Annotated in this window: 22 protein-coding genes; 12 read left to right on the top strand and 10 right to left on the bottom strand. The window is 65.3% G+C overall.

What is annotated here, in order from left to right:
• The first annotated feature begins 40 nt into the window (after positions 1 to 40).
• Together EV667_RS06220 and EV667_RS06215 are read left to right on the top strand one after the other, a co-directional pair.
• A complete protein-coding gene (locus tag EV667_RS06220) occupies positions 41 to 778 on the top strand; it encodes a hypothetical protein (protein WP_131834388.1) in 738 nt (245 codons plus the stop codon).
• Between the two features lie 380 nt (positions 779 to 1,158).
• Positions 1,159 to 3,279, top strand: coding sequence for a DEAD/DEAH box helicase (locus EV667_RS06215; protein ID WP_425359003.1), 2,121 nt, complete (start codon positions 1,159 to 1,161; stop codon positions 3,277 to 3,279).
• A 133-nt stretch (positions 3,280 to 3,412) separates the two neighbouring features.
• On the opposite strand, the gene EV667_RS06210 is transcribed toward EV667_RS06215, so the two are convergent.
• The 5 genes from EV667_RS06210 to EV667_RS06190 are packed head-to-tail and all read right to left on the bottom strand — an operon-like array spanning position 3,413 to position 7,537.
• Entirely contained in the window at positions 3,413 to 4,117 is a 705-nt protein-coding gene (locus tag EV667_RS06210) for a fumarylacetoacetate hydrolase family protein (protein ID WP_131834386.1), read from the bottom strand.
• Positions 4,117 to 4,869, bottom strand: a complete 753-nt coding sequence (locus tag EV667_RS06205) for an ABC transporter permease (protein ID WP_131834385.1) — start codon at positions 4,867 to 4,869, stop codon at positions 4,117 to 4,119. The genes EV667_RS06210 and EV667_RS06205 overlap by 1 nt, the downstream gene beginning before the upstream one ends.
• A 12-nt stretch (positions 4,870 to 4,881) precedes the next feature.
• Positions 4,882 to 5,688 (bottom strand): ABC transporter ATP-binding protein, encoded by an 807-nt coding sequence (locus tag EV667_RS06200; protein WP_131834384.1) that lies wholly within the window; start codon positions 5,686 to 5,688, stop codon positions 4,882 to 4,884.
• Between the two features lie 2 nt (positions 5,689 to 5,690).
• Positions 5,691 to 6,521, bottom strand: coding sequence for an ABC transporter permease (locus EV667_RS06195; protein WP_131834383.1), 831 nt, complete (start codon positions 6,519 to 6,521; stop codon positions 5,691 to 5,693).
• A gap of 11 nt (positions 6,522 to 6,532) precedes the next feature.
• Positions 6,533 to 7,537 (bottom strand): ABC transporter substrate-binding protein, encoded by a 1,005-nt coding sequence (locus EV667_RS06190; RefSeq protein ID WP_131834382.1) that lies wholly within the window; start codon positions 7,535 to 7,537, stop codon positions 6,533 to 6,535.
• Between the two features lie 184 nt (positions 7,538 to 7,721).
• On the opposite strand from EV667_RS06190, the gene EV667_RS06185 reads away from it, so the two are divergent.
• Entirely contained in the window at positions 7,722 to 8,411 is a 690-nt protein-coding gene (locus EV667_RS06185; RefSeq protein WP_131834381.1) for a FadR/GntR family transcriptional regulator, read from the top strand.
• A gap of 116 nt (positions 8,412 to 8,527) precedes the next feature.
• Positions 8,528 to 9,016 (top strand): lasso peptide biosynthesis B2 protein, encoded by a 489-nt coding sequence (locus tag EV667_RS06180; RefSeq protein WP_245516003.1) that lies wholly within the window; start codon positions 8,528 to 8,530, stop codon positions 9,014 to 9,016.
• On the opposite strand, the gene EV667_RS06175 is transcribed toward EV667_RS06180, so the two are convergent.
• From EV667_RS06175 to EV667_RS06165, 3 genes are read right to left on the bottom strand one after another with little or no spacing between them, the layout of a single operon-like run.
• Complete coding sequence (locus EV667_RS06175; RefSeq protein ID WP_245516081.1) at positions 9,017 to 10,132, bottom strand: ABC transporter permease; 1,116 nt, start codon at positions 10,130 to 10,132, stop codon at positions 9,017 to 9,019.
• A gap of 35 nt (positions 10,133 to 10,167) precedes the next feature.
• Positions 10,168 to 11,151, bottom strand: a complete 984-nt coding sequence (locus EV667_RS06170; protein WP_131834378.1) for an ABC transporter ATP-binding protein — start codon at positions 11,149 to 11,151, stop codon at positions 10,168 to 10,170.
• Positions 11,148 to 12,125 (bottom strand): HlyD family secretion protein, encoded by a 978-nt coding sequence (locus tag EV667_RS06165; protein WP_245516002.1) that lies wholly within the window; start codon positions 12,123 to 12,125, stop codon positions 11,148 to 11,150. Before EV667_RS06165 ends, EV667_RS06170 begins: the two co-directional genes overlap by 4 nt.
• Positions 12,126 to 12,408: 283 nt before the next feature.
• Between EV667_RS06165 and EV667_RS06160 the strand changes: the two genes are divergently transcribed.
• Positions 12,409 to 13,200: an alpha/beta fold hydrolase gene (locus tag EV667_RS06160; protein WP_131834376.1), complete on the top strand. Its 792-nt coding sequence runs from the start codon at positions 12,409 to 12,411 to the stop codon at positions 13,198 to 13,200.
• A 2-nt stretch (positions 13,201 to 13,202) separates the two neighbouring features.
• Here the strand turns inward: EV667_RS06160 and EV667_RS06155 are convergent, their stop codons facing one another.
• Entirely contained in the window at positions 13,203 to 13,415 is a 213-nt protein-coding gene (locus EV667_RS06155; protein WP_131834375.1) for a hypothetical protein, read from the bottom strand.
• Positions 13,416 to 13,977: 562 nt separating this feature from the next.
• On the opposite strand from EV667_RS06155, the gene EV667_RS06150 reads away from it, so the two are divergent.
• From EV667_RS06150 to EV667_RS06125, 6 genes are all read left to right on the top strand, one after another.
• Positions 13,978 to 14,286: a hypothetical protein gene (locus tag EV667_RS06150; protein WP_245516001.1), complete on the top strand. Its 309-nt coding sequence runs from the start codon at positions 13,978 to 13,980 to the stop codon at positions 14,284 to 14,286.
• 315 nt (positions 14,287 to 14,601) lie between these two features.
• Complete coding sequence (locus EV667_RS06145; protein WP_131834373.1) at positions 14,602 to 15,114, top strand: c-type cytochrome, methanol metabolism-related; 513 nt, start codon at positions 14,602 to 14,604, stop codon at positions 15,112 to 15,114.
• Between the two features lie 185 nt (positions 15,115 to 15,299).
• A complete protein-coding gene (locus EV667_RS06140) occupies positions 15,300 to 16,658 on the top strand; it encodes an aminotransferase family protein (protein WP_131834372.1) in 1,359 nt (452 codons plus the stop codon).
• Positions 16,655 to 17,596 (top strand): 3,5-dioxohexanoate:acetyl-CoA acetone transferase, encoded by a 942-nt coding sequence (gene kce, locus EV667_RS06135; protein WP_131834371.1) that lies wholly within the window; start codon positions 16,655 to 16,657, stop codon positions 17,594 to 17,596. Before EV667_RS06140 ends, kce begins: the two co-directional genes overlap by 4 nt.
• A complete protein-coding gene (locus EV667_RS06130) occupies positions 17,593 to 18,642 on the top strand; it encodes a histone deacetylase family protein (protein WP_131834370.1) in 1,050 nt (349 codons plus the stop codon). Before kce ends, EV667_RS06130 begins: the two co-directional genes overlap by 4 nt.
• Positions 18,643 to 18,644: 2 nt before the next feature.
• A complete protein-coding gene (locus EV667_RS06125; RefSeq protein ID WP_131834369.1) occupies positions 18,645 to 19,142 on the top strand; it encodes a GNAT family N-acetyltransferase in 498 nt (165 codons plus the stop codon).
• A gap of 25 nt (positions 19,143 to 19,167) precedes the next feature.
• Here the strand turns inward: EV667_RS06125 and EV667_RS06120 are convergent, their stop codons facing one another.
• On the bottom strand, positions 19,168 to 20,790 hold the full coding sequence (locus EV667_RS06120) for an ABC-F family ATP-binding cassette domain-containing protein (RefSeq protein ID WP_131834368.1): 1,623 nt from the start codon (positions 20,788 to 20,790) through the stop codon (positions 19,168 to 19,170).
• A gap of 200 nt (positions 20,791 to 20,990) precedes the next feature.
• Between EV667_RS06120 and EV667_RS06115 the strand changes: the two genes are divergently transcribed.
• Entirely contained in the window at positions 20,991 to 21,626 is a 636-nt protein-coding gene (locus tag EV667_RS06115; protein WP_245516000.1) for a sulfotransferase family 2 domain-containing protein, read from the top strand.
• Positions 21,627 to 21,638 lie beyond the last annotated feature (12 nt).

Below are 21,638 nucleotides of genomic sequence, written 5' to 3'. Positions count from 1 at the left end.
GGATCGCACTTTAGAAGGCGCGAGGCGCCGGGGTGACGAAATGGTACTTCATGTAAACTGCTTCAAATGGGGCGATCTCTACGCGGCGGACGACGTCAACCGGCTGCGGGCAATGTTCCTGCGCAATCTTACCATTCCCCATGTCTTCCACTGCGTGACCGACACCGCCGAAGGCCTGCGGCCCGATATCCTCGTGCACCCGCTGCCGAGCTACGATTTTTGCGACTGGGATCTCGGCAACGCTCGCAAGCTTGCGCTGTTCAGCGACAATTTTCTCGGGCTGAACGGTGAACTTCTGGTGCAGAGCGACATCGACATGGTCGTGATCGGCAATGTCGATTTTCTTGCGGACCGTCCAGAAGAGAACTTCCTGATCGCGCGCGGCCGGAACCAGAGCGGCAATACCCGCGGGCACAGCGCGATCCTTCGGCACCGGGTCGGAACCATGACCCATCTGTGGGAGGACCTCGTGAAGGACCCGGCGGCGGCCGCCGCTACCTGCCAGCACCATCGCGGGCTGCCGGGCCAGATCTCCGACCAGCGCTGGCTCGACCGCAAGCTGGCCGAGATGACGTTCCTGGAAGATGGCCGCGTCGCGTATTTCCGGCAGGACTGCAACGCTTATGCCGACCACGACAACCCCCAGGGCGAGGCGCTGCCGCCGGAGAAGGCCCGCATCATTTCCTTCGCAGGCAAGATGAAACCGCAGCATGTTATGGACGGCAGCTACCAGAACTGCCGCCACGCCCCCTTCGTGGCGGCCCATTGGCACGAATAGGCCCGCCCTGTCCGCGCCGCCTCGCCCTTCCATCGAGCGTCTCGTCCTCACGCATGGGCTTCATACCCACCTGACGACAATTGCTTCACGCGGGATCATCCAGCACCCCTGAAGATGAGCAGCAATCGGAAGCGGCTATAATACCAGCAAGGCGGTCGTCCAGAGTGCACCCGATCGATCAAGCGGATGTCGAGCGGCTTTCAATCGTTTCTCCTGCGCCCCTACTGCATGCCCTGCGCTGGGCACCACCGGGGGATGCGTGGACGGCAGTGGCGTTGCGGCCCCGGCGCGATTAAGGAAGAGGCTTACAGACAATTTCCGATGGCTCCCCTTTCGACGCCTGACGAGACTGCGACATAGGCGGACCAGCCGTGACCTTCATGACGACGAACCCGGCGCTTGCCCAGGCGCTGGCCGAACGGGACTATAACAACCCGACCCCGGTGCAACTGGCCGTGCTGGCGCCCGACGCGATGGGACGCGACCTGCTGGTGTCGGCGCAGACAGGTTCCGGCAAGACCGTGGCCTATGGCCTCGCCATGGCCGAGACGCTGCTGGGCAGCGAGGAGCGCCTGCCGCACGCCACGGCTCCCCTCGCGCTGGTGGTGGCGCCCACCCGTGAACTGGCGCTGCAGGTGCAGCGGGAATTCGTGTGGCTCTATGCGGCGACGGGCGCGCGCATCGTTTCCTGCGTCGGCGGCATGGACCCGCGCCAGGAGCAGCGCCTGCTGAACCAGGGTGCGCATATCGTCGTCGGCACGCCGGGGCGGCTGCGCGACCATCTGGAGCGCGGCCGGCTCGATCTTTCCGCGCTGAAGGTTGCCGTTCTCGACGAGGCCGACGAGATGCTCGACCTCGGCTTCCGCGAGGATCTCGAATTCATCCTCGACGCCACCCCGCCGGAGCGGCGCAGCCTGCTGTTCTCCGCCACCATGCCGCGCGGCATCACCGCGCTGGCCAAGCGCTACCAGCGGGACGCGCTGCGCATCGAGGTGGCGAGCGCCGAGGGCGGTCACGCCGATATCGAATACCGCACCATCCGCATCGCCCCGACCGAGCTCGACCATGCCGTGGTCAACGTGCTGCGCTTCTACGACACGCCGAGCGCCATCGTGTTCTGCAACACGCGCGAGGCGGTGCGCCGGCTGCACGCCATGCTGCAGGAACGGCAGTTCTCCGCCGTGGCGCTTTCCGGTGAGCTCAGCCAGAACGACCGTAACCACGCGCTGCAGGCGCTGCGCGACGGGCGTGCGCGGGTGTGCGTCGCCACCGATGTCGCAGCGCGCGGCATCGACCTGCCCAATCTCGGTCTCGTCATCCACGCCGACCTGCCGAACGACGCCGAGAGCCTGCAGCATCGCAGCGGCCGCACCGGGCGTGCGGGGCGCAAGGGCGTGAGTGTGCTTCTGGTGCCGCCTTTCCGGCGCCGCCGCGTCGAGGACATGATGCGCGGGCTGGGCATCGCGCCGGCCTGGTCCGGCCCCCCGACCTCGGAGGAAATCCGCAAGCTCGACCATGAGCGCATGCTGGGCGACGCGCTGCTCACCGACGAGCCCAATGAGGAAGACCTTGCCGCCGGCCAGACCCTGCTCGCCGCCCACACGCCCGAGCATCTGGCCGCCGCGCTGGTACGTCTCTATCGAGCCGGCCTGCCGGCACCGGAGGAGGTTGCCGACCCCGGCGAGCCGCGAGCAGGCGCCGTGCGCGACCGCGCCGCGGACCGCGAGTTTGGCGGGCCGTCCGGCGGCGGTAGCGTGTGGTTCCGTCTCAATGTCGGACGTCGCAGCAATGCCGACCCAAAATGGCTGCTGCCGCTGATCTGCCGTCGCGGCAACGTCACACGCAAGGAAATCGGCATCATCCGCATCCTCGACGAGGAGACCGCCTTCGAGGTCAGCCGCGCTGCCGCCGATCGCTTCGGCAAATCGGTGCGCAAGATCGAGGGCGGCGACGTCGTCATCGAGCCCCTGCCCGGTGGGCCCTCGGAGGAACGCTCGTCGCGGCCACCGCGCAGCCGGCCTTCGCAGGAGAGGCCGCAACGCGAGCGGCCCGAGCGCGACAAGCCCGCTTACGCCAAACCCGCTTACGAGAAGCCGGTTCACACGAAACCTGTCTACGAAAAGCCTTTCCGCGAACCGACCTCGCGCCCGGAACCGGCTCCGGGGAAGCCGGCCGATAGCCGGCCGGAGCGGGGTTCGACGGAAGGCGGCACGTATGAGCGCAGCAAGAAGCCGCACCGCAAGGGTGGGACTGAGAAGCCGCGCGAATGGAACCCGCTGGCCACCAGCGAAAGCGAGCGGCCGGGCAAGCCCGCACGACCTGCTGCCTTCGAGGGCAAGCCGCCGGGCAGGCTCGAGAGCCGGAAGCCGGAGGGCAAGAGGCCGGACGGCGCGGGCACACCGGGCAAGAAGCCCGGCGGCAAGCCGCCTTTCGACAAAGGCCCGGAGGGCAAGAAGCCCTACGCCAAGCCCGCCAAGAGCAAGCCGCCGCGCCGGCCCTGAGCTCCTGTGGACCCGGTCCAGCCAATGGACCAGGCCCGAATAGAAACGGGACGCAGGCGATATCGCCGCGTCCCGTTTGGCAGAGGCCGTACCTGCACCCGATGAGAACCACCGGGTGCAGGCGATAAGCCGATCAGACGACCTTGACAGTGAGCGTGCCGACGCCGTCGACACCGCCCTCCATGACATCGCCGCGCACGATGGCGCCAACGCCGGCCGGGGTGCCCGACATGATGACGTCGCCCGGCTCAAGCTCGAACAGGCCGGAGAGGTAGGAGATCATCTCCGGCACCTTCCAGATCATCTGGTTGAGGTCGCCGACCTGGCGCTGCGTGCCGTTGACGTTCAGCCACACCTTGCCGTCGGCCGGGTGGCCGACAACCGAAGCCGGCACCAGTGCCGAGCAGGGGGCGGAATCCTCGAAGGCCTTGCCGACTTCCCACGGACGGCCAAGCTTCTTGGCCTCGCCCTGCAGGTCGCGACGGGTCATGTCGAGACCCACGCCATAGCCCCACACATGATCGAGCGCCGACTCGACCGGGATGTTCACACCGCCCTTGCCGATGGCGACCAGCATTTCCAGCTCGAAATGCACATCGCTCGACTTGTCGGGATAGGGGAAGGTGCCGTCGGTGATGACGTTGTCAGGGTTCTTCTGGAAGAAGAAGGGCGGCTCCTTGTCGGGATCATGCCCCATCTCGATGGCGTGCTCTGCATAGTTGCGGCCGACGCAGTAGATGCGGTGGATAGGGAAGAGCTGGTCCGAGCCTTCGACGGGCAGCGTCGGAATGCCAGGAGGCGTGATCACATAGACGGAGGTGTCGATAGGCGCGTTCATCAGCGTACTCCTGCGTAATAGTCGACGCGTTTTTCAATGTTTTCGATCAGGGCCGACAATCCCATCGCGGCGGCGAAAAGGATAATCGTCAGGGCCCAGAAATTCACCATGTCGAAATTGCGCGAATAGAGCTCGAACAACTCGCCATAGCCGATGATTGCCACCAGTAGCTGGCCAATCACCACGCCTTTAACGCCACGAACAACGCCCAGGCGGATGCCGGCGAGAATTTCGGGCAGCGCGGCGAGGAAGATGATCTTGCCGTAGAGCGTCCAGGGGGACGCGCCGTAGCTGCGGCCCATCTCTACGAGCGAGGGCGGCACGCCCTGGATGCCCGCGCGGGTGTCGAGCACGATGATCCACACCGCGAACAGGAAGACCGTGACCACCACCGTCGTCTCGCCCATACCGAACAGGATCATCAGCACCGGCACCAGCGCCGAGAGCGGCGCTGACACGAAGATGTTGACCCAGATGCCCAGCAGGTTGTCCGCCGTGGTCGAACGCCCCATCAGCACACCGACGGCGATGCCGACAGTGATGGCGAAGAACATGCCAACCAGGAAGCTGTTAAGCGTGGTGATCGCCGCCGCCTGCCAGGTGCCGGTCTGCACCAGCGCAACCGCTGCGACCAGCACATCGGAGAGCGGGGGAACGAGGAACATGGCGCCGGAACGCCCGACGAGTTCCCAGATGAAGCACCACACGAGCAGCGATGCCATCATGGGCACGCGATAGCCAAACATTGTCATCGCGGCCTCCCCTTAATCGACATAGTGCTTGAGGCCCTGCCAGATCTCCTCGACCGTATCGAGATAGCCCTGGTCACGGCGAATGGCGTCCGGCGAGGCCGTACGGTCGATTTCCGGCTCGATGATCTGCGCGATCCGGCCGGGCCGGCGCGAGAGGATGACAATGCGGTCGGAGCAGTAGACCGCTTCCTCGATCGAGTGGGTGACGAAGATGAACGTCTTTTTCTCCTTCTCGACCAGTTCGAGCAGGTCCTCCTGGAACTTGCGCCGGTTCTGCTCGTCGACCGCCGAGAACGGCTCATCGAGAAGCAGCACATCGGCATTCACGGCAAAGGCGCGCGCGAGGCCGACGCGCTGGCGCATGCCGCCGGAAAGCTCGTGCGGGTACTTGTTCTCGAAGCCGGACAGGCCAACCTCGGCAATGTACTTCTGCGCGATCGCCTGACGCTCGTTCTTGCCCATGCCCTTCAGCTCAAGGCCGAAGCCGACATTGCGCATGACCGTTGCCCACGGCATCAGCGCGAAGTCCTGGAACACGAAGGCGCGCTCGGGACCGGGGCCGGTGACCGCCTTGCCATTGACCCGAACCTCGCCCGATGTGGCGGGGATCAGGCCGGCGATGATCTTGAGAAGCGTGGTCTTGCCGCAACCCGACGGGCCGAGCAGCGTGGTGAGCTTGCCGGCGGGGAAGTCGAGGTCGATGCCGCGCAGGGCCTCAACCTCATTGTACATCTTGCAGATGCCGCGCACTTCGACCGCGACGTCCGAGCCGGCGGGAACTGCGGCGGCGGTGGCCGCCTGAGCGGTGATATTCCGCATGGTCAGGACTTCCTCTTTTCGGGACGCAACACGCGAAGCTCGAAAGCCTCCAGCGCGGCCAGCGTGAGGGTGGATACAAGGATGATGGAGACAACAGCCGCATACATCTCGGCATAGTTCGCCACCGAGCGATGATAGGTGATGAGGTCGCCAATGCCGGTCGGGGTGATCAGCAGTTCCGCAAGGATGACGCCGATGAAGCCGGCGGCAAGGCCGAGGCGCAGGCCGGCGAAGATGACCGGGCTCGCATCGGGAATGATGATCTTGGTGATGCGCTGCCACAGATTTCCCTGGAACGAGTAGCACATGGCCACCAGCGAGGGATTGGCGTTTCGCACCGCCTTGTAGCCGTTGAGCACGATCACCGGCAAAGCAAGCATGATTACCGCAAGCGTCTTCGAGACGAGGCCAATGCCGTAGACGAAGGTGATGAGCGGAATAAGCGCCGCCATCGGCGCTGCCTGCAGCACGATGAACACCGGCGCCACCAGCCATTCGGCGAAGCGCGACAGGCCCATGACAATGCCCAGACCGATGCCGATGACGGCCGAAATGGTGATGCCGATCACCAATGGCTGAAGTGTTTCGGCATAGGCCGCGACGAACGAACCGTCGAGCGTCATCGTCACGAAGGCGCGCAGCGTCTCCAGAAAGGTCGGGAAGGCGAAGCTGATCGGAATGCGACCGGCGATCTCCCAGACAAGAAAGAAGAGGCCGATTGACGCCAGACGCCAAAGGGCCGTGCGGTGCTCCGAGAGCTTCCTCCAGAAGAAGGAAGCCTCGGAGGTGGGAACGGCTCGCGAGGAGCCGTTCGCCTGTACCGGAAAACTCATTCAACCGGCCTTCAGTTGGTGCCGACCTTGCCGAGCGCGCGGTTCAGCGGCTCGAGGGCCCAGAAATCCTCGACCTTGAGGCTCGCAGGATCGCCCTGGAGCTGGCCGGAGAGCGTGTAGAAGGCGAAGTCGTCCTTGGCCGCCGCCTCGCCGCCGCCATTGAGCGGGAAGGCCTTGCCCTCGGCGAGCTCGCTGAAATAGGGGGTGATCTCGGCCACCTGGTCGGCCGGCAGATCGGGCAGCAGCTTGTACTTGGTGCGCCACTCCGCGACGATGGCGGGGTTCTTGGTCACTTCGCGCCAGGTGGTGAGGATCGACTCAACGATGATGTCGACTTCGCCGGCATTCTTGTCGAGGAAATCCTGGCGGGCGAAGAGCGCCTCGTCCGTGGCGTTGATGCCATCGAGCGGCAGGATGATGAACTTGCCGGGGGCCTTTTCCTGCAGCAGCCGGCGACCGGCCGAATCCACGATCGTCGCCTTGACGTTACCCTGAAGCAGGGCGCCGGTGCGGACTTCCGAACCCGGGATGTAGCTGATCTTGGAGAACTTGATGCCCTGCTTCTCTTCCATCAGCTTCATGATGGCTTCGGTGCCCGAACCGCGCGAGTGGACCGCGATTTCCTGGCCGTTCAGGTCCTTCCAGGTCTTGTAGAACTCGGCGTTGACGGCGGGGTAGAAGCGCAGCGTCGAGAGCTGGAGGAAGATGCGAACCGGCACCTTCACCTTCTGCATCAGCGCATAGGGACCGCCGACGCCGACATCGGCCTGGCCGCTGACCACCGCCTGAGCGGCAATGTCCTCGGACTTCAGGTAGGTCATCTCGATCTCGACGCCGCGCTGCTTGGCGAGCTCGAAAGCGGCCAGCAGGTGCAGGTTCTCGACCGACGCAATATCGCCATAGGCAACGCGGACCTTGGCTTCAGCCTGGGGCACCGCCACCAGAGCGAGCCCGAAGCCGGCGGCTACCGCCAACCCGGACAGACCGCACAGTTTTTTCGTGAATTCCTTGAGCATTTACAGTCTCCCATGAGAGCCGAGCGGTTTTAATCCGCCACTCACCCAACCCGCGAGGTTGGATACCAATTTGATTTTGGTTTATATTGGCTGCCGAAGTCGGTCAAGGTCGGATTGGCTTGACGGCACGATTTGATGCCGCCATAGAATGAACCAATTCGCACTTTGGTTGATCCGGACACCCATGCTTAATCCTTCCGCCGACCCCAATCTGGAAAAGGGCATCGTCACGCAGTTGCGTGGCTACCTTGCCCAGAGCGATCTTGCAGATGATGGCCGCCTGCCGCCCGAGCGCGAATTGTCGGCGGCGCTCGGCGTGTCGCGCACAGAGCTGCGCAAGGCCCTCGACGTGCTTGAAGCCGAGGGCCAGCTTTGGCGCCATGTCGGCAAGGGCACCTTCATGGGCAGCCGGCCGCTCGACACCTTCGCCGACATCGCGGCACTGGCGCGACGCAGCAATCCGGCCGAGGTGATGCGGGCGCGCATCGTGATGGAACCCGAGATCTGCCGTGCCGCCGCCTTCACCGCCACGCCGGAGGACATCGGCGAAATGCGGCTCTGCCTGGCGCGCTCCCGGCAGGCAGATACCTGGCGGCGATATGAAGCCTGGGACACGCGCCTGCACCGGACCATTGCCGAAGCCTCGCAGAACACGCTGTTGCTCGGCCTGTTCGACACGCTGAACGCGGTGCGCCGAGCCGTGACCTGGGGCCGGCTGCGCACCGAGCCGGTGAAGCCGCTGTCCGATCATCACAGCTTCGCCGAGCATGAAGCCATCGTCGATGCGATCGAACATCGCGACATCGCCGCCGCTGCCGCCGGCATGCGCGCCCATTTGCAGACGGTCGAGCGCAAGCTCCTCGACCGCCAGTAAAGCCGAGCCTGCACGCCGACGGGCTTGAGAAACCGGCGGCTTCGGTCTTGGATACCGCCGGACCGCCGCGCGGGAATTTACCTTCCCGGCGGCCGCCCGTGGAGGAACCGACGGCTGTGAATCCCCGCCCACCGCCCTCGCTCGCCGCCCGCTGGCGCCGCCTGAGCTGGCGCGACCGCGCATTGCTGGGCGAGGCGCTGCTGACAGTGGGGCTCGCCCGACTGGCGATCGTGTTGGTGCCGTTTCGCCATGTGGCGCGCATTGCCGCCACCCGGCCGAGACGTCCGCCTGCGGCGGATGCCCGCGAACAGATCATCAGGGTGCGCTGGGCAATCCGCGCGGTGGCGCGCCGCATGCCGTTTCGCGCGCTGTGCCTCGAACAGGGGCTGTCGGCCCGGATGATGCTAAACCGGCGCAGCCTGCCGACAACGCTGTTTTATGGCGTGATGAAAGGCGCCGAGGGCCAGCTGATGGCGCATTTGTGGGTGCGCTCGGATGAGATCGAGGTGATCGGCACCGAGGGGCTGGAGCGTTTCACCCTTCTCGCCACCTTTCCCCCGCTCGACAAGCCGGGCACCGCCCGTGGTGCGGACAGGGCGCGCTGATCAGTCCAGCGTCTGCCGGAAGCGCTTCACCGCGATGAACATAGCGACGAGCATGATCACGCTGAGGCCGAGAATGTTCTGCACCAGGTCCGCCGAAGTCGCCCCTTTCAACAGGATGCCGCGCACCATTCGGAGATAATGGGTCAGCGGCAGCGTCTCGGCGATCCATTGCGCCCAGGTCGGCATGCCGGCGAACGGAAACATGAAGCCTGACAGCAGGATATTCGGCAGGAAGTACATGAAAGTCATCTGCACCGCCTGCAACTGGTTCTGCGCCAACGTGGAAAACGTGTAGCCGATCGACAGGTTGGTAAGGATGAACAGGCCGGTCAGGACGGTGAGGAGCGCCAGATTGCCGACGACGGGAACGTCGAACAGCAGCACGGCCGCACCAAGGATCATCGCCGCCTGCATCGCCCCGACCATCACATAGGGCGCGATCTTGCCCACCATGATCTCCACCGGCCGGATCGGCATGGCCAGCAGGGTTTCCATCGTCCCGCGCTCGATCTCGCGCGTTACCGAAAGCGCGGTGAAGATGAGCATGGTCATGGTGAGAATAGTACCGAGCAGGCCCGGCACGATGTTGAGCTGGGTGACGGCGGCCGGGTTGTAGCGCGGATGGGTACGGAACTCGAAGGGCGGCGGGGCCTTCTCCAGCCCGCTGCCTTCCGGCGCATCCTCCAGATTGAAGCGCTCGCGCCGTACCGAGGTTTCCACCAATCGCCCCAGCGCCGCCAGCGCGCTGGTCGAGGCGACGGGATCGGTGGCGTCCGCCGAGACCAGCAGCGAGGGGCTCTCCCCGCGCCGGACCGCGCGCTCGAAGCCGGCGGGAATTTCCACCACGAACAGCACCTGCCCCGAGCGTAGCAAATGCTCGGCTTCGGCCTCGTTCACCGGATGATGGGTGATGGAGAAGTATTTGGTGTTCTCTATGGCGGCGAGGATGGAGCGGGTCAGCGACGACTGGTCATAGGCCAGCACCGCTGTCGGCAGGTGCCGCGGCGTCGTGTTGATGGCATAGCCGAAAAGGATCAACTGCAGCAGCGGGATCGACACCATCGCCGCAAAGGAGACGCGGTCCCGCATCAGCTGGATGAATTCCTTGCGTATCATCGCGCCGATGCGGCGCAGGGAGCCCGCCACGCCGATCACCGGAAGTTGTCCCTTGAGCGATTGATGAGGTCGATGAACACGTCCTCCAGGCTGGGGCTGTCCGGGCGCCAGACCAGCTCCTCCCGGGCCGCGAAACTCGCGACGGCGCGCTCCAGCGCAGCCCGGTCGCGTCCGCCCACATGCACGCTGGTCCCAAAGGGGGCGACCAGTTCGATGCCGGGCACCTCCATCAACTCCCGCGCCAGCGCCGCCGGGTCCGGCCCGGTTACGCGCCACATATGCAACGCGGAGCCGGCGACGACCTCGTCCACCGTGCCCTGCGCCAGCAATTCGCCATAGGCGATATAGGCGATCTCGTGGCAGCGCTCGGCTTCGTCCATGTAATGGGTGGAGACGAGCACCGTGACCCCTTCCGCCGCGAGATCATGAATCTGCGCCCAGAACTCGCGGCGGGCCTTAGGATCGACGCCGGCGGTCGGCTCGTCCAGCAGTAGGAGCTGGGGCTTGGGCAGGATGCAGGCGCCCAAGGCCAGCCGCTGCTTCCAGCCGCCGGAGAGATCGCCGGCCAGCTGCCGTTCACGCCCCTCCAGCCCGAGGGCGACGATCGCCTCGGCCGCCGCCGCCTCGGCATCGGGCACGCCATAGATGCGGGCGATGAATTCGAGGTTCTCCCGGACCGAGAGGTCGGCATAAAGGCTGAATTTCTGCGTCATGTAGCCGACATGGCGGCGGATGGCGCGGCCCTGGGTCAGGATATCCATGCCGAGGCAGGTGCCGTGCCCCTCGTCCGGCGTCAGCAGGCCGCACAGCATGCGGATGGTGGTGGTCTTTCCAGAGCCGTTGGGACCAAGAAAGCCATAGATCTGCCCACGCCTCACGCGCATGGAGAGGTTGTGGACGACCTGGTTGGTGCCAAAGCTCTTGCTCAGCCCCTGAACGTCGATGGCGTAGTCGGGTCCGGTGGCAAGCGCGGAGTCCTGTGCCGCGAGGTCCCCGCCGTCGACCTCACGCCCACTCATGGCGCGATCTCGACCGTGACCGGCTGTCCGGGGCGCAGCTTGGAGGGATCGCGCGGCCGGGCTTCCATCATGAACACCAGCTTGGAGCGCTCATCCAGGCTGTAGATGACCGGGGGCGTATACTCGGCACTGGCGGCGATGAAGCTGACATTGGCCTCGATTTCTTCCGCGCAACCATCGCAGCTCACCGTCACGGCGGTGCCGATCTGGAACTGCGGCAGGGCCGGCTCGGGCACGAAGAAACGCACCTTGATCAATTCCGGCGGCAAAATGGACACTACCGGCCGTCCGGCAGGAACCAGCTCGCCAGCCCGGAAATAAAGGGTTTCCACCGTGCCCGCGACGGGCGCCATCATGCGTCGCCGGTCCAGTCGCACCTGCGCAGCTGCCAGAGCGGCGCGGGCCGCATCCACCGCCTTTTCGGCGGCAGCAATCTCGTCGTCGCGACCGGAAAGCTTGGCGGCTTCGATCTCGCGGCGCGCGGCGTCCAGCGAGGCCTCGTTCTGGTTATAGGTCTGCTGCGCCGCATCCAGGGCCGCTTGCGACGCCACCTGTTTGGACTGGAGGTCCTTCTGGCGTTCAAGTTCGAGGCGGGAGAGTTCCAGCGCCGCCGCCGCCCGCCGTTCCCCGGCCTCCAGAACCGCCACCTCCGCCGGGCGTCGGGTCGAGGCCTTGGCGTTGGCGACTTCAGACAGTGCCTGCCCCAGCGCGGCGTCGGCAGACTTAACGTCGGCCAGCTGCAGATCCTCGTCGATGGTGAAGAGGGGCACGCCCTTCGTCACGCGCGCACCTTCCTCCACGTTGAGATCGACAATGCGTCCGGCCTCATCGGGCCCGACGAAGATGAAATCGGCCTCCGCGTAGCCTTGGTACCCGCCGGGCGTTGAGACGACGAAAAGAGCGGCGAACGAAAACAGGACGAGCGTGAGAATGACGACGACAATATTGGTCGGCAAGCGGAAGCGCGGCGTCATTATACCCCCAGCAACAAAGCCCGCGAGAGCCCCCCTCGCTGTCCGGCCGACGCGCCCTTCCCACCCACGCGCCCGGAAAGTATTTCCTGCCGGCAGGTCTTGCGCTGGCGCGCGGAGGTTGGATGCACTTCCATACGATCAGACTTTTTTCCAGATTTCCAGCGCGTGGCACCGCCCGATGCTTCGATGATCGAAATACGAGCAAAAAAAGCCACCCACCTGCGACGTTTGATCCGTTGCAATCCAGGATCGGTTCCTGTCGTTTGGCCCGTAAAATGCTTTCATGAAATCATCTTTCATCGCCGGGGGGCAAAAGATGTCATCTCTCGCCGTTTTCTTGCCAGGACTTTTTGCGGGTTCCTGGATCTGGTCGAGCCAAATCGAAACAATGCGAAAAAAAGGCTTCGAGCCTATCGTATTCGATGATCCCTTTGTTAAGTTCGGCAAGAACTATGGCACGGTTCCGAGCCTCATTGACTTCGTTAAGGAAGCCCTGCTGCCGCATAAATCCCGGGAGACAGTGGTATTCGGCAACTCGATGGGCGGCTATATCGCCCTCGCTTTGGCAAGTGATCCGGAATTCAATATAAAGCAGGCAATTGTCAGCGGTTGCCCTGGAGCGGGAGAGAATGTCACGCTCGGCCTGGGCGTGAGCCGCATCCTGTCGCTGGATTATGCTCACAAGATCTCACGCGAGCTTTTCCACGACCCATCGCGGCTCGACACCGCGATGATCGAATCGACCTTCCGCGAGATCGCCAATCGCCAGTGCTTCATGATGGGCCTGTCGATCCTGCGCTCGCTGCAGAAGATCGATGTGCGCGATTTCATCGACAGCGTGGCCGTCGATACCCATTTGATCTGGGGCGCGCATGACCGGGTGACGCCGATTGATCCATGGCGGGACATGGCAGCGGCGAACCCTGCCTTGCACCTGCACTCCATTGCCGATGCCGGTCATTGCCCGATGATCGAGACCCCCGACGCTTTCAACGCCGTGCTGGAGCGGGTGCTCTATAAGGAGCGGGCTGCGCCTTCACCCATGGCAGCATCGGAAGCGCGGCCGGCCCCATAACCTCACCCGGTGAAGGCCACTTCCTGCTTTTCGAAACGCTGGGAGCCGAAGTCCTGATGATGGGTACAGAAATACTGCCGGGCGATCTCGGCCACCAGGCGCGCGCGGGTCACATGCGAGCCGGAGAACTTCTTGTCGATCCAGGCATCCGACACGGTGAGCACCATGCCCGTTTCCAGCCGGCACAGAATCGTCCGCAGTTCGTCGCCTTCCATCGCGCTCTCCGCCCCTCAGCATGCGAGGCTTCGCTATAGGATGGGACGGGTGGCATATCCAGCCCTTCATTCCTGCGGCGAGACGGCGCGGACGACGGGCCCCGCGCCAGCATTGGCCTCGTGAACGCTCCATCCTCCCGGCCGTACCGGGGCTGCGCGATTCGTCGCTCCCAGCGGCGATATTCGCCATCGACCATCCCGCCCGGCAAAAGCGTCAGGCTGTTGCCCACACGCCACACCGCGAATGCACCTCCGCAAGCTCCTGCAACGGCGTCGCTTTTAGACACGTCGCCGCCACCTTGAATTGCTAAAGTCAGTTGATGGTACCTCAGCGCCGCACCCCGGTGAGCGCGTTTACCTCACGGTAGTTTTCTACGGTGCGGAATGTGTTATGGGGTGCTAGACTTGTTTAGTGGCACTCTGTGTCCATGGAGGGGCTATGATGCGGACTGTGTTTTCTATCGCGGTTGCAGGCGCTTTGTCGCTCGGCGCCATTGGAAGTGCTGCGGCTCAGGACGGTTGCCAGACGGCAGGTCGGCTTGCAGTGGCGGTAGGTTCGGTAATGGTCGACAGGGGCAATGGCTTTGCGCCTGGCGTGATCGGCACCTCGCTGAAGACCGGCGACACTGTTTCGGTACGCGGCCAGGGTAACGCCGTGGTCGATTTCGGCAATGACCGGACAGTGACCATTCCCAGCTCGACCACCGAGATGCTCCGGGCGCCCGGTTGCGGCTTCGGCGTCACCAATTCGGGCGGGATTAACCCGGCTCTCGGCATCGCCGGCATGCTTGCGGCCGGCGGCGGTCTTGCGGCGATCATCTCCGCGTCGGACGGCAAGAGCGGGAGCTTCATTCTTCCCGTCAGCCCCTGAACGCAGCGGGTGCCGCTTCACCGAGGGCGGACCGTAAGGGTCCGCCACCGGAAGTTCCGAGTGAATGAATTAAACCGCCCTTGTTTCGGGGCGGTTTTTTATGGGGTGAGCGGTCATCGCCGCATTCGCGTACAGCGCGGGTCCCCCAAACGGTCGCCAGTTCGGCAAGTGCGACGGCGGCCCGCCCTCCCCCGAAAGCATCGCCCCCATCAACTCGCGTCGAGCCCCCGGCTTGACCGCGCCCGCCCGGCGATGGAGCATGGTCCGCTCCGACCGCACGCATTGCCTAAAAAGACGGCGGAGCGGGAGGATCGCATGCCTGCACGCCCCGGCGCGGCTATCGCCGCCTGCCTGCTTTTCTTGATGCCCCCTGCCCTCGCCGACCCATCCGGCGACCCGGCCGCCGTGAGCTCCGACGACGGCGAATACAGTGACAAGCAGGGCAACCCGACCTACCAGATCGACAAGGACGGAACCGTCGATTGGTACACGGCGATCGGCTATATCCGCTACACCGCGAACTGCATGCAGTGCCACGGTCCGGACGGGCTGGGCTCCAGCTTCGCGCCCGCGCTGACCGATGCCCTGCAGAGCCTCGGCTACAGCCAGTTCCTCGACACCGTCACCAACGGCAAGCAGAATGTCAGCAGCAGCCAGGAACTGGTCATGCCGGCCTTCGGCAAGAACCCCAACGTGATGTGCTTCATCGACGCGATCTTCATCTATCTCCGCGCACGCTCGGACGACGCGCTGGGGCGGGGGCAGCCGGCTAAGAGTGCGCCGAGGCCCAAGGGCTACAGCGCCACCGAGGATGCCTGCCTCGGCTAGAGGGCGGCGGCCTTCCCCGTGGCGCGCCGCAGGGATTGGCGCGATAGTGGCCTGCGCGCGCCATGCTCTTCCCCGCCCGTTGGCTTTGTCATCCAGTCCTGTGAGCAAAAGCCGCCTCTCGACGCCCTCACCGCCGGCGGGCCGGGTGATGGCGCTCCCTCTCCGCCGCCGCGCATGAGCCCTAAATGAGAGCCGATCCCCCTGCCTCCAATCTCTTCTACCAGACCCGCCTGCGCCGGCCGACGCTGGCGCGCGGCGAGGGGGTCTATCTCTGGGACAGCGAAGGAAACCGCTATCTCGACGGCTCCAGCGGCGCCATGGTTTCCAATATCGGCCACTCCAACCCCGCCGTGCTCGACTCCATGCGGCGACAGATGGAGCTCTCGACCTTCGGCTACCGGCTGCATTTCGAGAACGAGCCGGCCGAGCAACTGGCGACCCGCATCGCCGGGCGTATGGCTTCAGGCCTCGACCGGGTGTTCTTCGTCTCCGGCGGATCGGAAGCGGTGGAGAGCGCGCTCAAGCTCGCCCGGCAATATGCAGTGGCGCGCGGACAGGCTGAGCGCTGGAAGGTGATCTCGCGCTTTCCCTCCTATCACGGCTCGACGCTCGGGGCGCTGGCCGTCACCGGCATGTCGCTGATGAGCGCGCCCTTCGCGCCCATGCTGCGGGAGATGCCCAAGATCCCCGCCCCCACCTGTTATCTCGACCGCGACGGGCTGACGCTGGAGGAGCGCGGCCTGCGCTATGCCAACATGCTGCGCGAGGAAATCCTGCGGCAGGGGCCGGAGACGGTGCTGGCGTTCATCATGGAGCCGGTCGGCGGCGCTTCCACCGGCGCGCTGGTGGCGCCGGATGGCTATTACAGTGCCATCCGCTCCATCTGCGACGAGTTCGGCCTGCTGCTGATCTGCGACGAGGTGATGAGCGGGGCCGGGCGCACCGGGCGCTATCTCGCCAGCGAGCACTGGCAGTTGCGCCCCGACATTGTGGCGCTCTCCAAGGGGTTCGGCGCCGGCTATGCGCCGCTCGGCGCCATGGTGGCGGACCGCGCCATCGCCGAAACGGTGATCGACCATGGCGGCTTCATCCATGGCCACACCTATGCCGGCAACCCGCTGGCCTGTGCCGCCGGCCTCGCCGTGCTGGAGGAGATCGACAGGCTCGACCTGATCGGCGCCGCCGAACGGCAGGGGGCGGTGCTGAAGGCGCGGCTGGAAGGGCTGATGGCGCGCTTCCCCTTCATCGGCGATGTGCGCGGCAAGGGGCTACTGCTGGCCTTCGAGCTGGTAGCGGACCGCGCGACGATGGCGCCGCTGCCCCCCGCGCTCAACGCCCATCTGCGCCTTGTCGACCTCGCCTATGATGCCGGCCTGATCATCTATTCCCGCCGCACACGAGGCGGGCGGATAGGCGATCATTTTCTGGTCTGCCCGCCGCTCATCGTCACCGACGGGCAGATCGAAGAGATCATGGCTAAGCTCGGCTCAGCTCTGGAGAGCTTCGCTACCGAGGCCAAGCTGCCGGTGGAGACTATGTCATGAGCCGTCCAGTCATTCTCACCTGCGCGGTGACGGGCTCGATCCATACACCCTCGATGAGCCCCTATCTGCCGGTCACGCCCGAAGAGATTGCCGATCAGGCGATCGAGGCGGCAGAGGCGGGCGCGGCGATCCTGCATTTGCACGCCCGCGACCCCGCGACCGGCATGCCCTCGGCCGAGCCCGCGCTGTTCCGGGACATCGTGGAGCGCATCCGTGCGCGCTCGAACGCCGTGCTGAACCTGTCCACCGGCGGCTCGTCGCGGATGACACTCGACCACCGTCTGGCGGCCGCCCGGCTGATCGAGCCGGAAATGTGCTCCCTGAACATGGGCTCGATGAATTTCGGCCTGTTCCCGCTCGCCGACCGCTATGAGTGGCGGCACGACTGGGAGCGGGGCTTCCTTGAAGCCACGCGCTCGGTGATCTTCCGCAACAGCTTCGAGGACATAGAGACCATTCTCACCGATCTGGGGGCGGAGCGCGGCGCCCGCTTCGAGCTGGAGTGCTACGATGTCGGCCACCTTCAGACGGTCGCCTTCTATCTCCGGCAGGGCCTTCTGCAGCCGCCGGTGTTCCTGCAGTTCGTGCTCGGCGTGCTGGGCGGCATTGATGCCGCACCGGAACAGTTGCTGCACATGAAGGCGACCGCTGATCGGCTGATCGGTGCCGACTACCATTTTTCCGTGCTCGCCGCCGGCCGCCAGCAAATGCCGCTCGGCACCATGGGCTTCATCCTCGGCGGAAATGTCCGTGTCGGGCTAGAAGACAACCTCGCGATCGCCCGCGGCCAGCTTGCCACCTCCAATGCCGAGCAGGTTCGCAAGATGCGGCGGATCGTCGAGGAACTGGGCTACCGGCTCGCCACACCGGACGAAGTGCGCGAGCGGCTGGCGCTGAAAGGCCCGCCGCCCATCGCTGCCGAGGATGCCGCGCCATGAAGGTGATCTTCGATGCCGCGCAGAAGCGGCACTATCCCGGCTTTTTCCTGACCAGCGGCGCGCGTGCGGCGAACCCCGAGACGCCCGCCCGCGCCGACATCCTGCTGTCCGCCGCGCGCGACGCGGGACTGACCCCGGAGGTGCCGCCCGATCTGGGCCTCGCCCCGGCGGCCTCCATCCACACGCCGGAGTACCTTGCCTTCCTCGAAGGCATTTTCGCCCGCTGGCAGCGGATCGAAGGGGCGTCGGACGAGGTGATCCCGAACATACACCCGGACCGGCGGGGCGGCGCCTATCCGCTCTCCGCTGTCGGGCAGGCGGGCTATCACATGACGGACACCTCCTGCCCGATCGGGGCGGAGACCTTCCCTGCCGCCTTGCGCAGCGCCCACGCCGCCGCCCATGCGGCCGATCTGGTGAGGCAAGGCGACGACGCCGCCTATGCGCTTTGCCGCCCGCCCGGCCACCATGCCTTCAAGGATCTGGCCGGCGGCTTCTGCTACCTGAACAATGCCGCCATCGCGGCGCAGGCGCTGCGGTGCACCGTGCCCCGCGTCGCCATCCTCGACATTGACGTCCACCACGGCAACGGCACTCAGGGGGTGTTCTACGACCGGGCGGATGTGCTCACGGTGTCGCTGCATGCCGATCCCACGCGCTTTTACCCGTTCTTCTGGGGCCATGCGGACGAGCGCGGCGAAGGGGCCGGCCTCGGCTATAATTTCAACCTGCCGCTGGTCCGCAAGACCGGCGATGAGGGTTTCCTTGCCGCACTCGACCGGGCACTGGCGCGCATCGCCGCCTTCTGTCCCGGCGCGCTGGTGATCGCGCTGGGGCTCGACGCCTATGAGGGCGACCCCTTCGCCGGCCTCAGCGTCTCGACGCCTGGTTTCCGCCGCATCGGCGGGAAGATCGGCGAACTCGCTTTGCCAACCGTGCTGGTGCAGGAGGGCGGCTATGTCTGCGAGGGGCTCGGCTGCAACCTGACCGCCTTTCTCGACGGATTCCGCGCGAGCCATCGCGTTGCAGAAGGCGCGCTCGCGTGACCATGAGCAGCACAGCGGGCGCGATCACGATCCGGCCGGTCGAACGCTCCGACCTCGCTGCCGTCGCCGACATGATTGCGCGGCTGGCCGACCATGTGCGGCCCGGCTTTACGCCGGGCGCGGACGAAGCGAGCCTTGCGCGCTACGGCCCGACCGGGCTCGGCCTGTTCGAGGCGGTCATTGCCACGCGCGAGGACGTCCCGGTCGGAATGTGTCTCTATACCTACGCGTTTTCCGGCTGGCGCGGCCGGCCGGGGGTGTTTGTCGAGGATCTTTATGTCGCGGACGCCGCGCGCGGCACCGGCCTCGGACGCGCTCTGCTTGCCGCCGTCATCGCTCGCGAGGCGCCACGGGGCTGCTGCTTCCTCAAGCTGCAGGTCGACAAGTCCAATGCCGCCGCGCACGCCTTCTATGACCGCCTCGGCTTTGCGCCCGAAGCCCATGACGACACGCTTTTGCTTGAAGAAGACGGGCTCCGGGCGATCGTCGGAGGCGAATGACGCCGCCGCCAGCGTGGTCAGGCCGTCAGAGCCGAAGGCCCGGCGCTTCCTGCCCGGTGCGGGCGACATATTCAACGTAGCCGCCGCCATATTGGTGGATGCCGTCCGGCGTCAGCTCCAGCACGCGGTTCGACAGCGCGGCGAGGAAGTGCCGGTCATGGCTGACGAAGAGCATCGTGCCCTCATAATCGGCCAGCGCCGCGATCAGCATTTCCTTGGTGGTGATGTCGAGATGGTTGGTCGGCTCGTCGAGCACCAGGAAGTTCGGCGGGTCGTAGAGCATGCGGGCCATGGCGAGCCGTGCCTTCTCACCACCGGAGAGAACGCGGCACTTCTTCTCCACATCGTCGCCTGAAAAGCCGAAGCAGCCGAGCAGCGAACGCAGGGAGCCCTGCCCTGCCTGCGGAAAGGCATCCTCCAGCGTCTCGAACACGGTGCGCTCGCCCTCCAGCACTTCCATGGCGTGCTGGGCGAAATAGGCCATCCGCACGCTGCCGCCGACGGCGACCGAGCCATCATCCGGGGTGGTCTCGCCCGCCACCAGCTTGAGCAGGGTCGACTTGCCCGCGCCGTTGACCCCCATCACGCACCAGCGCTCGCGGCGGCGGACGTGGAAATCGAGCCCCTCATAGATGCGGCGGGCGCCGTAGCCCTTGTGGACATTCTTCAGGCTGACCACGTCCTCGCCCGAGCGCGGCGGCGGCTGGAACTCGAAGGCCACCGTCTGGCGCCGGCGCGGGGGCTCGACGCGCTCGATCTTGTCGAGCTTCTTCACCCGGCTCTGCACCTGCGCGGCATGAGAGGCCCGCGCCTTGAACCGCTCGATGAAGGCGATCTCCTTGGCCAGCATCGCCTGCTGGCGCTCGAACTGCGCCTGCTGCTGCTTCTCCGACAGCGCCCGTTGCTGCGCATAGAACTCGTAGTCGCCGGAATAGGAGGTGAGCGAACCGGCATCGATCTCGACGATCTTGTTGACGATCCGGTTCATGAAGGAACGGTCATGCGAGGTCATCATCAGCGCGCCGTCGAAATTCTTCAGGAACGCCTCCAGCCAGATCAGGCTTTCGATGTCGAGATGGTTGGAAGGCTCGTCGAGCAGCATCACGTCGGGCCGCATGAGCAGGATGCGCCCCAGCGCGACGCGCATTTTCCAGCCGCCGGACAGCCGCCCGACATCGCCGTCCATCATTTCCTGGGTGAAGCCGAGGCCCGCGAGCACCTCGCTGGCGCGGCCTTCCAGCGAATAGCCGTCCAGTTCCTCGAAACGGGCCTGAACCTCGCCATAGCGCTCGATGACCGCGTCCATCTCATCGGCACGGTCGGGATCGACCATGGCGGCTTCAAGCGCGCGCAGCTCGGCGGAAATGGAGCTGATCGGCCCGGCGCCATCCATCACCTCGGCCAGCACCGACTTGCCGGCCATGTCGCCGACGTCCTGGCTGAAATAGCCGATGGTGATGCCGCGATCGCTGGACACCTGCCCCTCGTCAGGAGCCTCTTCGCCGGTGATCAGCCGAAAGAGCGTGGTCTTGCCGGCGCCATTGGGGCCGACCAGGCCCACCTTCTCACCCTTCAGCAGCGTCGCCGACGCCTCGATGAAGATGAGCTGCTTGCCGTTCTGCTTGCCGATGGAATCGAGCCGGATCATGCGCGCGAGGGTTCCCGAGAAAATCTCCCGCGCACTTAGGCCATTCTCCGCGCCGGCGGAAGAGGCCACAGGGCCACAGATGCCACGCTGACAATGTGACCGTTGAAACTTGATCTCCGCGCCCCACAATCAAGCATCAGCGACGCCTCTTGTGAATTCAAGGCGTCAAACGGTATCAGATGCCTGATTTGGAGCACGACGTGATCGATCACGAACGAAAAATCATCTTCGTTCATATTCAGAAAACCGGCGGAACGTCCATTACTGCACATTTCGGCCTCCCCGCCGAACTTCCCGAGAAGCATTTCACCGCCCGCGAGCTGCGCGATCTCTATGGGAGAGCCCAATGGGATACCTATTTCACGTTCTCCGTCGTCCGGAATCCCTGGGATCGCCTGGTGTCGTGGTGGTCCATGATCGACGCGCACCGGGCGGGTTGGCAGCGCGGCGGCCGGCTCAATGCCTTCCAGACCTATGTGCTGGAGCGTGCGACGACTTTCGAGGAGTTCCTTGCCCATTGCGGCGACGAGGTGCGCGACTCGGACGGCGCCAAGTCGATCTACCTCAACCAGATCGACTATCTCGTCGACGAGACCGGTGCGCTCATGGTCGATCGGGTCTGCCGCTTCGAGCGGCTGGCCGAGGATTTCCGGGAAGTGATGGACCGCACCGGCATTCCCGGCCCGCTGCCTGTCGTCAACACCTCGCGCCGCGGCGATTACCGGCGCTACTACACGGACGAGACGAGGGCCTTGGTGGCGCAGATCTATGCCCGCGACATCGCCTTTTTCGGCTTCGGCTTCGACGACGGCAGGATCGCTCCCGCCGCCGCCTGAACCTCGTGCGGC

Source organism: Ancylobacter aquaticus, from assembly GCF_004339465.1.
In the GTDB taxonomy this organism is placed as follows: Bacteria; Pseudomonadota; Alphaproteobacteria; order Rhizobiales; family Xanthobacteraceae; genus Ancylobacter; species Ancylobacter aquaticus.
This window is presented reverse-complemented; position numbering and strand designations above follow the sequence as displayed.

Bases quoted from the DNA above. Each gene is read 5' to 3' on its own strand.
- EV667_RS06175 (WP_245516081.1), bottom strand. From the start codon at position 10,132: ATGATACGCAAGGAATTCATCCAGCTGATGCGGGACCGCGTCTCCTTT.
- EV667_RS06170 (WP_131834378.1), bottom strand. From the start codon at position 11,151: ATGAGTGGGCGTGAGGTCGACGGCGGGGACCTCGCGGCACAGGACTCC.
- EV667_RS06155 (WP_131834375.1), bottom strand. From the start codon at position 13,415: ATGGAAGGCGACGAACTGCGGACGATTCTGTGCCGGCTGGAAACGGGC.
- EV667_RS06140 (WP_131834372.1), top strand. From the start codon at position 15,300: ATGAGAGCCGATCCCCCTGCCTCCAATCTCTTCTACCAGACCCGCCTG.
- EV667_RS06150 (WP_245516001.1), top strand. From the start codon at position 13,978: ATGGTCGACAGGGGCAATGGCTTTGCGCCTGGCGTGATCGGCACCTCG.
- EV667_RS06160 (WP_131834376.1), top strand. From the start codon at position 12,409: ATGAAATCATCTTTCATCGCCGGGGGGCAAAAGATGTCATCTCTCGCC.
- EV667_RS06215 (WP_425359003.1), top strand. From the start codon at position 1,159: ATGACGACGAACCCGGCGCTTGCCCAGGCGCTGGCCGAACGGGACTAT.
- EV667_RS06210 (WP_131834386.1), bottom strand. From the start codon at position 4,117: ATGAACGCGCCTATCGACACCTCCGTCTATGTGATCACGCCTCCTGGC.
- EV667_RS06120 (WP_131834368.1), bottom strand. From the start codon at position 20,790: ATGATCCGGCTCGATTCCATCGGCAAGCAGAACGGCAAGCAGCTCATC.
- EV667_RS06185 (WP_131834381.1), top strand. From the start codon at position 7,722: ATGCTTAATCCTTCCGCCGACCCCAATCTGGAAAAGGGCATCGTCACG.
- EV667_RS06145 (WP_131834373.1), top strand. From the start codon at position 14,602: ATGCCTGCACGCCCCGGCGCGGCTATCGCCGCCTGCCTGCTTTTCTTG.
- EV667_RS06130 (WP_131834370.1), top strand. From the start codon at position 17,593: ATGAAGGTGATCTTCGATGCCGCGCAGAAGCGGCACTATCCCGGCTTT.
- kce (WP_131834371.1), top strand. From the start codon at position 16,655: ATGAGCCGTCCAGTCATTCTCACCTGCGCGGTGACGGGCTCGATCCAT.
- EV667_RS06205 (WP_131834385.1), bottom strand. From the start codon at position 4,869: ATGACAATGTTTGGCTATCGCGTGCCCATGATGGCATCGCTGCTCGTG.
- EV667_RS06200 (WP_131834384.1), bottom strand. From the start codon at position 5,688: ATGCGGAATATCACCGCTCAGGCGGCCACCGCCGCCGCAGTTCCCGCC.
- EV667_RS06190 (WP_131834382.1), bottom strand. From the start codon at position 7,537: ATGCTCAAGGAATTCACGAAAAAACTGTGCGGTCTGTCCGGGTTGGCG.
- EV667_RS06165 (WP_245516002.1), bottom strand. From the start codon at position 12,125: ATGACGCCGCGCTTCCGCTTGCCGACCAATATTGTCGTCGTCATTCTC.
- EV667_RS06125 (WP_131834369.1), top strand. From the start codon at position 18,645: ATGAGCAGCACAGCGGGCGCGATCACGATCCGGCCGGTCGAACGCTCC.
- EV667_RS06220 (WP_131834388.1), top strand. From the start codon at position 41: ATGGTACTTCATGTAAACTGCTTCAAATGGGGCGATCTCTACGCGGCG.
- EV667_RS06195 (WP_131834383.1), bottom strand. From the start codon at position 6,521: ATGAGTTTTCCGGTACAGGCGAACGGCTCCTCGCGAGCCGTTCCCACC.